At 39.5% G+C, this 11,247-nt stretch carries 12 protein-coding genes and 1 pseudogene; 4 read left to right on the top strand and 9 right to left on the bottom strand.

What is annotated here, in order from left to right:
- The 5 genes and pseudogenes from AC5JMF_RS23875 to AC5JMF_RS23855 form a co-directional block, all read right to left on the bottom strand.
- Positions 1 to 488 (bottom strand): annotated as a pseudogene (locus AC5JMF_RS23875) (hypothetical protein); the annotation flags it as partial.
- 89 nt (positions 489 to 577) lie between these two features.
- Positions 578 to 757, bottom strand: coding sequence for a hypothetical protein (locus AC5JMF_RS23870; RefSeq protein WP_495798191.1), 180 nt, complete (start codon positions 755 to 757; stop codon positions 578 to 580).
- A 122-nt stretch (positions 758 to 879) separates the two neighbouring features.
- The gene (locus tag AC5JMF_RS23865) at positions 880 to 1,092 is read right to left on the bottom strand and encodes a hypothetical protein (RefSeq protein ID WP_495798190.1); all 213 of its coding nucleotides are present in this window, start codon (positions 1,090 to 1,092) and stop codon (positions 880 to 882) included.
- Positions 1,085 to 1,411 carry a hypothetical protein gene (locus AC5JMF_RS23860; RefSeq protein ID WP_495798189.1) on the bottom strand — a complete coding sequence of 109 codons (327 nt, stop codon included), beginning with the start codon at positions 1,409 to 1,411 and terminating at the stop codon, positions 1,085 to 1,087. The genes AC5JMF_RS23865 and AC5JMF_RS23860 overlap by 8 nt, the downstream gene beginning before the upstream one ends.
- 79 nt (positions 1,412 to 1,490) lie before the next feature.
- Complete coding sequence (locus tag AC5JMF_RS23855; RefSeq protein ID WP_495798188.1) at positions 1,491 to 2,342, bottom strand: hypothetical protein; 852 nt, start codon at positions 2,340 to 2,342, stop codon at positions 1,491 to 1,493.
- 148 nt (positions 2,343 to 2,490) lie between these two features.
- On the opposite strand from AC5JMF_RS23855, the gene AC5JMF_RS23850 reads away from it, so the two are divergent.
- Positions 2,491 to 2,718 (top strand): helix-turn-helix domain-containing protein, encoded by a 228-nt coding sequence (locus AC5JMF_RS23850; RefSeq protein ID WP_495798187.1) that lies wholly within the window; start codon positions 2,491 to 2,493, stop codon positions 2,716 to 2,718.
- 263 nt (positions 2,719 to 2,981) lie between these two features.
- Here the strand turns inward: AC5JMF_RS23850 and AC5JMF_RS23845 are convergent, their stop codons facing one another.
- Together AC5JMF_RS23845 and AC5JMF_RS23840 are read right to left on the bottom strand one after the other, a co-directional pair.
- Entirely contained in the window at positions 2,982 to 4,214 is a 1,233-nt protein-coding gene (locus tag AC5JMF_RS23845) for a S1C family serine protease (RefSeq protein ID WP_495798186.1), read from the bottom strand.
- A 64-nt stretch (positions 4,215 to 4,278) separates the two neighbouring features.
- Positions 4,279 to 5,580 carry an AAA-like domain-containing protein gene (locus tag AC5JMF_RS23840; RefSeq protein ID WP_495798185.1) on the bottom strand — a complete coding sequence of 434 codons (1,302 nt, stop codon included), beginning with the start codon at positions 5,578 to 5,580 and terminating at the stop codon, positions 4,279 to 4,281.
- Between the two features lie 187 nt (positions 5,581 to 5,767).
- Here AC5JMF_RS23840 and AC5JMF_RS23835 point away from each other — a divergent pair, with 187 nt between their 5' ends.
- The 3 genes from AC5JMF_RS23835 to AC5JMF_RS23825 all read left to right on the top strand — a co-directional run bounded on the left by AC5JMF_RS23835 (position 5,768) and on the right by AC5JMF_RS23825 (position 8,984).
- Complete coding sequence (locus tag AC5JMF_RS23835) at positions 5,768 to 7,840, top strand: AAA-like domain-containing protein (RefSeq protein ID WP_495798184.1); 2,073 nt, start codon at positions 5,768 to 5,770, stop codon at positions 7,838 to 7,840.
- Between the two features lie 302 nt (positions 7,841 to 8,142).
- The gene (locus AC5JMF_RS23830) at positions 8,143 to 8,544 is read left to right on the top strand and encodes a hypothetical protein (RefSeq protein ID WP_495798183.1); all 402 of its coding nucleotides are present in this window, start codon (positions 8,143 to 8,145) and stop codon (positions 8,542 to 8,544) included.
- Positions 8,544 to 8,984 (top strand): HNH endonuclease, encoded by a 441-nt coding sequence (locus AC5JMF_RS23825; protein ID WP_495798182.1) that lies wholly within the window; start codon positions 8,544 to 8,546, stop codon positions 8,982 to 8,984. Before AC5JMF_RS23830 ends, AC5JMF_RS23825 begins: the two co-directional genes overlap by 1 nt.
- A gap of 220 nt (positions 8,985 to 9,204) precedes the next feature.
- On the opposite strand, the gene AC5JMF_RS23820 is transcribed toward AC5JMF_RS23825, so the two are convergent.
- Both AC5JMF_RS23820 and AC5JMF_RS23815 read right to left on the bottom strand, forming a co-directional pair.
- Positions 9,205 to 9,762 (bottom strand): hypothetical protein, encoded by a 558-nt coding sequence (locus AC5JMF_RS23820; protein ID WP_495798181.1) that lies wholly within the window; start codon positions 9,760 to 9,762, stop codon positions 9,205 to 9,207.
- A gap of 23 nt (positions 9,763 to 9,785) precedes the next feature.
- The gene (locus tag AC5JMF_RS23815) at positions 9,786 to 11,030 is read right to left on the bottom strand and encodes a DUF4407 domain-containing protein (protein ID WP_495798180.1); all 1,245 of its coding nucleotides are present in this window, start codon (positions 11,028 to 11,030) and stop codon (positions 9,786 to 9,788) included.
- Positions 11,031 to 11,247: the final 217 nt, after the last annotated feature.

Below are 11,247 nucleotides of genomic sequence, written 5' to 3'. Positions count from 1 at the left end.
GATTGATTCTGTGTACCACCTAACAGAGATTGGATGTCGTGAATGATAGTCCCCCAGTCAGCATCCTTGTTCCATTCAGCACGAAATCTCACTTTAGTTACTGCATCATATAACCGACAAAACACTGTGTTTTCTTCACCAGCAGTAACTGCAATAATCAGGGGCTTAGAGAAGTCTTGAATTAGCGTTGCAGAGAGAAGAAAGGTTTTCGCAAAGTTCGTTTCAACTCCAGTTCTGATGATATAAACCTCGTCTGCTCTAACAACAATGTCCAGCTTCAGATTGTCCTTTCCCTTGAATTCTCTTGTTGTCAATCGCAGTTCAGACAAATATCCGGTTAGTCCTCTTTGTTGTACGGGGATAGTTCTATCCTTATCGATGTCGTAGTGATACCAGAGATATGATTCCCCGCCTAACTCAGCGTTTTTGACATAAAGATAAATGGGTTCTGGAGGATTACAAAGACCTAGTTGAATTTCAGTACTCATGTTTGTCCTGGAGTGTGTGATAATTGTGTGAAACTTTAAGTCATTAGCAATCGCCCCATAACGGCACAATTTGAGGCGATTGCTTTTTCTTAAGCAGAAGTCTTCGGATGACTCTCTAGCTCTTGTTTCAAATAAGAGAGTGCAGTTTGAGCATCACCAATTGTTAAATCAGGGTGATAATCAAGAGCTTGGAAATCAGGGTGCTTTGCTATTTCTTGAAGAACAAACTTTGCAGCATCAACTAATGTGTAGAGATTGGGATGAGACATCTTTAATTACTCCTATTTAGTGAAAATTCAGGAGTCAGAATAGTAAAAACTTAGAATGTTTAACTTATAAACCTATTAGCCAAACCAATTCTGAATTCTGACTCCTGAGTGCTGAGTACTAGTTACATTTCCTCGACAACTTGCAGTAAAAACCCGCAGCCCGTATTCTGCACTCTCACAAGCTTTCTATCGAGTAGCGATTGAATGACACCAGTAGAGAACCCAACAGTATGCAAAGGAGCAGAACCACCTCGACAACGAAGCGAGTGTAATAAACTAGCAGCAGTCATACTGGAAGAGTCTTTAACTGGTTTAGTTTGGCGATGTTTAGCCATCTGTTCTACCCCCTGTTACAGCCGCTAACTGTTGCTTAAGGGCATCTATTTGCTGAGTATGTTCATCGATTTCAGCGATTATTTGCGCTCGTAATTCTGCAAGAGATAGCGTTTGAATTTGGTCATCAAAGTAATGCCGGACTTCCTCAGAGTTCTTGTCAATCAGTACGGCGTAACGCCAAGAATTACCGTACTCGTGAGCTAACAATGTATCAGCGGGGTAGTACTCGCAGCCTATGATGATGCCCTGTTGTGTGCGCTGTCCAAAGGTAAAGCGGGGGTAGTCCCAGTTATTGGGGATGGATATTGTGGGTTGCATAGATGTGATGAGTAATTGAAGGAATGGATTAGGGCGATCGCTGTTGGTTGTGATTGTTGAGCAATCGCCTGTATGAGAATTAAGCGGCTACAGGCTCATACTGCTGTAGGCGCTGCCAGTCTTGAGCAGTTAGCTGTTCAAAGGGCAAATCTAACAATTGCTCACAGTCAGCTGCTTCTACATCCAGCAACTGCTGTAGTTCCTCAGTAGTCAGTTGCTCCAGTGGGCGGTATTGCAAATATTCAGGAGTGGATTCAGTTGCAGGTGGAGTATCTACCATCGATAGCGATCGCACCGCATCAAACACCGAGTCAGAATACTGCTGCTGACCCGAACCACCCTGGATTACCCACCAGTTACCATCAGTGCATCCGACTTGTCCCAGCTTCACACCATCCTTGTAAATCCCGTCGTTGAGAATTTCAAACCCGTAATTCTGGCACTCGTTGAAGATATGCGCCATGATTCGGTTTTCGGAGGTGCAGGGTGTTGGTTCTTGTTCCTGTACTGGCAATGTGCCATCCTTGTAGTGAATGCGGATGTAGCGATCGCACATCATTGGGGTAGCTGCACGGAATACTTCTGTGTTGTTCACCATCACTACCCAAGGTTGCGTCAAGTCATGGTCGTGGGTGATAGCAGCAACCAGCTGATTACCAATGTAATATTCGTGATCGTAAAAGGATATCTCGACTGTTCTCAGTTGTTCAGGGGCTACGGCTTGGGCTTGGGTGGCGATGAACTGGTCGAGTTCGGTTTGTGCAACTTTCTGGATCTGGGCGGATTGGTAGGAGGCGATCGCGCTAATCCAGGCATCCTTGCAACGTTTGTCTGAAACCTCAGCTGTGCAGCCGATTTCGCTGTAGATTTGCTTGAGACGGGCAATCGATTTCAGGTGCAGCTGTTGATAAGTGTAAATGGGCTGAGTCATAATTGAAAGGCTCTTTAAATTTAGGGCAAAAGAAGCGCTTCAGATTCGCAGTCAGGGGCGCTTCTGTTATGTATTTATTATCTGCTAGTTAACTGCGCTTGTCAACTATGTTAACTAACTGATATTTTATGGGTAGTACTATTCTGTTATGGATATGAAGGAGTTAAGAGAAAAAGCAGGGTTGCGAACAGTAGATGTGGCATCTAAACTAGGGATTGCCGAGTCAACTGTTCGTAATTGGGATATTGGGCGGCACACTCCCAGGTTGCCAATTGAAGATATACCCAAGTTTTTAGAAGTATACAAATGCACTTTAGAAGAGGTAATTGAGGCTGCAAAGGAAAGCAAGAGAAAGTTTGATGCCTCTCACAGCTGATGCTAAACCTGTTGCTCCTGACATTTTTCATCTGAGAGCAGAGGCTATAATCAACTTCTTAGGCAATATTTATAGTGTTTGACTGGGGGAGATGAACAATAGCCCTGGTAAAAAGATTTTAAAAAATAAATAATGTCTGCAAACAAGTAAAATCAAACTGCAATCAAGCATCAAACTTGCTTGGGCAGGCGAAACATAAAATTAAAGGCGAGTATCTTGCTCGCCTTATATTGTAGATAGAATTAGCGATATAACTTACCTTCCTACTTAGCTCCAACGATTTTCCCTTGGCATTCTTGAATGAGTTTATTTACTTCTGAATGTTGCGGAAACAATCGCTTGACAGTTTCAAACTTCTCAATTGCTTGAGTATATGCACCTTGAGAATAAAATTGCAATCCATCGCGGTATAACTCGTCAACTACTCCTTTTTCATTACCCACACCAGCTTGTCGTACAAATTCCATAATTGTATTGCTGGTGAATGCAAAGGCAAAGCCAGAGACTTCTTGACCGTTGACGGGTTCTCCACCAAAGGTGGTCATACCAATCACTTCGCCTTTAGAGTTGAGAACAGGCCCACCTGAGTTGCCATGTGTTACGGAGGCACTAATTTGAAAAACAGGTGAGCCATCAGCTAGTCGCTTTTTGGCAGAAATTTCACCGCTAGTAATTGTTGCTTCTGCAAAGGATGTGTTGTCTAAGATGTCAGGATTAATACCTGGATATCCCATTGCAACGATTTTATTTTGGATTTGCACTTGCTCGGAATCAGCTAGCTTTAAGACAGGAGCATTTTTGATTTCTACTTTAATTACCGCAACATCTTTACCTTGACCAACAGGTGCGCCGGATACTTTAATTTCAAAAGGTAAAGCATCGCTGTTGGGCAAGATTACACTGTTAATTTGCTGGATGTCTTCCACAAATTGGGAGTTGTTATCAATTTCTTGGAGACCTTCAGGATTTTTTAACAGTTCGCTGGGATTTACACCCAAATCTTGAGCAATCTGCTCTACATAGTTTTGAAACAATGCTTTTTGGCATTCTTCAGGATTTTTGGTGGCTTCAATTACGTGAACATTTGTGATTATATAACCGTCAGAGTTGACAAAGAAGCCAGAACCAGAGCCACCAGCAGAAACATCGTAAACTTTACTTTGGTCATTGTAGCTGAAACGAACTTTAGCTGTGCAACCGCTAACAATTTGAACTACGGCAGGTTTGGTATAATCAGCTAGAGATACTGGATTTTGGATAGCGATCGCACCGTTGTTTTGAGTAGTATCGCTATTGTTTTGACTGGGTTTGTTAGGGTTTGATTGTGCAACTGCAACTCCATTATTCTGGCTATCACTCGCATCTATTTTTTTGTCACCACAGCCAGTCAGAAGATTTGCTGCAAGTAAAGCAGAAGCAAAAAGAGCAAAGAATTTTTTATTGGTTTTATTTGTGTTGTTTAACATATGAGTGTTTGCTGAACTCGATGATTCCATCAAACACTCTTGGTATTAGAGATAGCCTATGAGATATTTGTGTACGATTTTACTTGCCTACGACTTATTTCCAGAAATTTTGGAAATATTGCTGGTATAAACTACAGCTTGGCAAGACTTCCCCACCTTGTATTTTTATTAACCCCAAGGCATTTAATTTCGAGCTAGTCTTCTTGTTTAATTGCGTAGTATGAGGTGTAGTAATCACTTCCTTCATCCCTGCTTCTAATTCAGGATACTGTGACAAAATTGACTCTATTCGTCGTAAATAGTTGCTGTATATTCCTGTTGTAGTGGGTGCTGTTTGTAAAAGTTGAGTCAATGTCATATCTTGACGGGCAACATGATACAGCGCCAGTCTGACTAAAAACGGATGTCCTCCTACCATTTCCATTAGTTGCAGAACTTCTCTATCGCTCCAGTTGACTTGGTAAAGTCGTGCTAAATTTTGTACTTGCTCTACTGTAAATTCTGGTAATTCTACAGGTAAACCAACGTTAAAAGGCGATTGGTTTAAGTTTATTGGTACATAAACTTCCGTGGAGTGGACAATTACTAACCGCAGTTGTTTCCAAATTTGGCGTTGTTTTCCTTCTTCGTGGAGTACGCGTAGCAAACCAAAAAAGTCTCCGGAGATTTCTGGGTATTCAAATACTCTATCGACTTCATCTAAACCCAAGGTTATCGGTTTTTTGATTTCTGAAAGCAGATATCGTTCAAAATAATCTTGACAACACAAATTACTACCCATAATTTCTGCTAAATCCCAGTGCTTTTGTACTAATTCGAGATTTAAGTTCAAAGCTCTGGTAACGCTGGCACAGAACCATTTTAGAAATGTATCGGTATCAGTAAAAGACTTTTGTGCTGCCACCTGTAAACTTAAGTATACGGTTTCAGCTCCCTGTTGCTCTGCTCGATGCAAAATCCTTGCTAGTAGGGAAGATTTACCCATTTGTCTGGGTGCTTTAATCCGAATCAGAGAACTTGGTTTACTAATTTCCTCGTAACAGCGTTGTTCGATCGGTGGACGTTCAATATAAAAGGGAGAATTGACTTCAATCTGTCCCTCTGGATATTCCAGGGTAGTGGGAAGTGGGGGAGGTGATGGCTCAGATCCTTTTGATTGTACTGAGGAAACTGCATATTCTCGCCAATCTAAACTCAATTTTTCACAAATCTGAATAAAATATCTTCGGTCAACTGGTTTAAGATTAACAAAATTACTAACTGTCGATGCCGCAATGCCTAAATCCTCAGCCAAATCCTGCTGACTGAAAAATTCTCCAGGTACACCATCTAATCTACCTATACGTTGGAAAACTTTTTCTTGCTTATCTTTCCGCAGGATGACCGAACGTGGCATATTAAGTGATTTGCGAAATGCTATAAAACTTAGTTTACAGGATAAGTATTTTTCGGTAAAGTCAGTCATAAGTCGAGGATAACTCGAATTTCTCGTGGTTTAACTCAAATCCGGTCATGTTTTGATGTAGGTAGGTATGTCAACTGACGTACTGCGTTAAGTAGTTTCTATATGCGGTGACTCAATCATGACAGCAAATTATGAGTATAAAGTGGGGGGAAGTCTAAGTGCAAATGCCCCTAGTTACGTCGTTAGGCAGGCGGATTCTGACTTTTACTATGGGTTAAAAGCAGGAGAGTTTTGTTATGTTTTTAACTCCCGTCAGATGGGTAAAAGCAGCTTGATAGTTCGCACGAGGGAAAAACTGCAAGCAGAAGGTTTCGCTTGTGCTTACCTTGATTTTTCTGTGATAGGTAGTAGCAGTAAGTTGGAACAGTGGTATGCAGGGATAGTTTATAAGCTTGTAACTAATTTTAATCTTGGCGAGCCATCAGAATTTATGCGTAATTGGTGGCTCCAAAGGAGTGAAATTGCTCCCGTGCAACGATTGGAAGAATTTATTGAAACTGTTTTATTAGCATCTGTTCAAAGTAAGATTATTATTTTTATTGATGAAATTGATAGTATTTTGAGTTTAGGTTTTTCGACAGATGATTTTTTTGCTTTTATTAGAAGTTGTTATGAAAAGCGTAATTTTAATCCAGAATATCAAAGATTGACTTTTACTTTAATTGGAGTGGCAACACCATCCGATTTAATTAGTGATAAAAGGCGAACACCGTTTAATATTGGTAGAGCGATTCAACTTGATGGGTTTAAAGATACTGAAATTGAACCTTTAGCAAATGGTTTTGAGGGAAAGGTAGAAAATCCTTTAGTTGTGGTGCAAGAGGTTTTAACTTGGACTGGAGGACAGCCATTTTTAACCCAAAAGGTTTGTACATTGTTAATACAGAGTTCCACTACCAACCTCTCTTTACAAGCGATGAAGGGAGAAAGAAATAAAATAAGTGACTGGGTAGAAGAAGTTGTTAAAAGTCAAATTATTGAAAACTGGGAAGCTCACGATGAACCAGTGCATTTGAAGAACATACAAAATAGGATGCTGGAAATAGAGCAAGTCGCTGGTAGTTTTTTAGGTTGGTATCAGCAAATTTTGCTTTCGGGAGAGATTACTGCTGACGAAAGTACAGAAAAAATGGGATTTCGTCTGACTGGTTTGGTAATTAAACAGCAGGATAAGTTGCGGGTTTATAATCAGATTTATCCATTGGTTTTTAATTTAAATTGGGTTGAAAAAGAGTTAGGTAAACTGCGTCCTTATTCACAAAGCTTTCGGGCTTGGGTTGAAAGTAATCGTCAAGATGAGTCGCGGTTGTTGCGAGGACAAGCTTTGCAGGACGCTTTGCAGTGGGCGAATGGGAAAAGTTTGAGTAATGAGGATTCTAGGTATTTAGCTGCGAGTCAGGAATTAGAAAAAAGAGAACTAGAAGCAGCTTTGGTGGTTAAAGAAGAAGAGAGTCGGATATTAGCAGAAGCGCGACAGAAAGCTGAAAATGCTTTAGAAAAAGAAAAGGAAGCAAATAAAATACTATCCTCTACACAAAACAAAGCTAGACGGTTTGTATTTATAATAATCGCTTTGGTAATTGTTTTTTTTACACGGGCTGTAATGTTATTGATAGGTACAGATAGATTAGATTGGTTACTTCTTAGACATCTTCATAAATTAGATATTAACCATTACAAAATTGGTATATATTCTTCTTTAATAAAGATATTTATTGTTTGGATTATTGCTTTGATTCCTATTCGTGTAGCGAGGTACTTTTTACGCGATTTGCACACAGCACGCAAGTTAGCAAAGAGAGGAAATTGGGAAGGTTCAATTACTTACTTAGAAAGTTTTCTCCCTTATGCTAGGCAACGACCTTGGTTAGACTTTATGCTCTTATTAACTCTGTGGTTGGATACTACGAGTGTACTAGCAATGACACTGAATAATTTAGGACAATCTTATTTAGCAATCGGAGAATTAGAACGAGCCGCATTCTATTTGACTGAAGCTTTACAAGTAGATACAAGTTATCCATCGCCACACTTCTTTTTAACTCTTGTAGAACTGGGAAGAGGAAACTTTGAAGAAGCTGATCGTCACTTGGATGAAGCTCATAGACTTGGATTCTCTGATAGAATAAAAAATAGAATTGTATATGACCTGGGAAGTACAATTTCTTACCTGAAAAGATTGGAACAATAGTGCAAAGATAGAATAACTAACAAGAAATTCTTGAGTTTATATAACTAAATTTTAATCAATTTTTAAGGGAACTCGCATGATTTTGATTTCACTTGTTTTTTCCACAAGCGTAATCAAAACTTGGGGTTGAAAAGACACAGAGCGATCACACTATGCTAACTTCTGAGTTTGCGTTGGTTGTAGATTATGGAGAAGAATAGAGCGATCGCCTTTTTGTTTGAGAGGATGGAGTGTGATCGCATTATAGAAAGCAGGGCAAGGTAGTTATAATCGAAGCTAGAAGCAAACGAGGTCAGGTAATAATGACTGTACCTACAGAAATTCGTAATAGAGCGATCGCTTTACTCGAACAATTACCAGGAGAATCTTTAGTAAAGGCTGTCGAGTTTTTGGAAGCCCTTTCTCACGAAGCTTTACAGGTATCAGAAGCACCAAACCCAGAAATTAGCGAAGCCGCTTTGCTTCAAATTATTCAACACCGTCTGTTTCCTGAAGAACAAGAGAGATTGGCTTATCTGCGTCAGCAAAATGAGATAGGGGTAATTACAGACACAGAACATCAAGAGCTACTGATGTACGTTGAGCGCATCGAACAACAAGATGCTGAACGTGCAGAAGCATTGATAAAACTAGCTCAACTTCGCAAAGTTGATTTAAAAGTGCTGATTGACGAGTTCTTGCCTAAACACAGCAACGTCGCCTAATGTCAGAGCGAACCCCAGAACCAATCAGGCGTATTGTTGCTGCTCGTGCGCGTGGTTACTGTGAGTATTGTCGCTGTTGTGAGCAATTTGCTACTGAGAGTTTTACAGTTGAGCATATAAAACCTCGACAAGTAGGTGGGGAAACAGTTTTAGAAAATCTTGCTTGGAGTTGCTTCGGCTGTAATGGTCATAAACATACCAAAACCCAAGCAATTGATCCAGAAACGGGAGAAAAAATAGCACTGTATAATCCTCGGCTGCAATTTTGGAGCGAACATTTTAGCTGGAGTGATGATTTTACCCAGGTAATTGGTAAAACTCCTTGTGGTCGAGCAACAGTAGAAGCTTTGCGTTTGAATCGGTTTGGTGTTGTCAATTTACGCCGTTTGTTGAGGAATGCAAATCTGCATCCACCAGAGAATGTAGAAGGTGATGAATAGGGTTTATTTTTCAGGATAAATTAGCGATCGCACTAAACATTTACAGCAGTTTTTACGTGAATAACTGTAAATCAATTTCGATAGCGATACCTTCGGTAAGCTTTCCTTCGGAACGCTGCGCGAACGCTAACGCATGATTTTGTTGGCGTTCAAGAAAAAAATCCCCAACTTATCCAATAAGTCGGGGATGTGAAAAAATCTGGGATAGTACTTTCTTAAACTACACACCTTCTTCAACTATTTTGTTGAACTTGCGAATCAGTTGATCTCTCATTTCTACAAATTCATGAATTTCCTTCTCTAATTGTTCCTCCATCTTTCTCTTCAAAACAACGTTACTAAGGCTTTCTAACTTCAGAGTTTTCTTCTCTACAGCTTCAATAAACTTATCAAAAACCCTATCCATTTCTGCTTGTAGTTCTTGTGCCTTTTGCATCAGCAATTTAGCAGTTTCAGCCCTTCCCGTAGCCTTGGCTTGCACCAAATATTGATTGCAAGTTTCTCTTAACGCTTGAGTATGAGTTTCTCTCACCATTTCCAAAGCTTTTTTGCGAAACTCAAACTCAGTTTGAATTAGCTTAAGTTCACCCATTTTTATAGCTCGTTGTGTTGCATCAGGAAAGAGTTTTTGTAATAAATTCTTCCTTGTTTGATTCTGAGCATCCACAACACTTCCTGCATAATCTGCAACTACGTTGACGATGGAAGATTTGGAAACTTGCATATCTGATGAAATTCTGGTGAGAGAGTTATTTTGTTTATTGTTGTAGTCAGACATTATTGTTCTCCTATTAATGATAATTAGTTCAAGGAATTTTCAATGTTCTTTAGATCGTCAAATACATCTTCTATTTGACTTTCAGTTTCAGCTTGGGAAAGTTTTTCATTTGCTTTTTGTTCGATAATCTTCTGTTTCGCTTTCTTTAGTTCCGGCTCAATTTCACTAGCAACAACTTTGATTTGATTGGCTTGTTCCATGAATACTTCTTCAATTTGTGCTGCTATAGAGGTAATAACCTTAAGCCGAATAGCAGCCATTTCTGGACTTTTAGCAGTCTCTTCTGTTAGTAGTAAAAATTGAGTAGTGATAAGTTCAATTAATCTCTGTTGAGAATTGTCTCTGACAGCATGACGAATTTGTTTGCGATTTTCAAGCTGTTCTTCGATACTTTGCTTCGCATCTAATAAATGCTGGCTGTGATAATAAATCGCTTTTTGCTCCAAGTGTTCGAGAATTGCATCGTATGGACTATAGTTTGACATTAACTTTGCCATCATCGGTGCAATTTCTATCATTACGAATAGAAGCGTAATGAATAAGCTGATTTTGCCAATAGTTGGGTCATTAGCTGCTAGTTCCTCTAAGATTTCCAGCTGCTTTGATAAGCCTACTGTTTGAGGTGGCCGATTCTCAAAGCGATTTTTATTTTGTGCTATTTCTTTTTCATTGTTTTGAATTTGCGCCTGAATTGCCTCCATTTCTCGTGTGATTTCTTTAGCTTGTGCTTTTTTTTCGTCTATGACAGATTGACGATAATCGTCTCGAATTTTTCTATACTTCTCCCATTTCGCTTCTAGTTGTTTATTTGTGGTTGCTATTTTCTGATTTTTCGTTTCTAGATTAGCTTCATCTTGTTTAATTATTTCTTCCTTGATGTTAGTCTCAAATATCTTTAATTCCAGAGGCTTGCTGACAGTAACTCCCAAAAAGCCTGCTAAGATTAAACGAGGAATTAAGACTTTCATCTGACCAAAGAAGTCATTTTTCTTCTTTTTGGCACTTAAGATAAAAACTCTATCCAGATGAAAAATTACCAGTCCCCAAAAAGAACCCAGTGCAGGTGCGATCGCTTTGGATGCAAATACGGTATAAAAGGCATAGGAACCTGATAAAGTAGCTGTTAAAGCTGTCAAACATACAACTGCTCCAATCGCAGCTTGCTTATTTACCTCTGTCTGGCAGTCTTTTCTGCTTAATATCTGTTTATTTGCACCAGCAGAATATAAGAGAAAATCTAGACCCAGATTGCGTTTCTCATGTTGCATCGGACTCACTGTTTAACTCGACAATTACATAATTGCACTAGCGTATTCGAGTTAAACCTTGAGTAATTTGAGTTACTGATTTTACTTTTTTCGTGTATCAGTTAGTGTGAACTATCAAATCAAATAACGCCTCAAAGCATCTACTCATATTGTTTTTCACGATTTCAGGACTTACGCAACTGGCACAGGCGAGCGCTAAATTTGAGTACAAATGTAT

This window comes from Desmonostoc vinosum, assembly GCF_059505385.1.
This window is presented reverse-complemented; position numbering and strand designations above follow the sequence as displayed.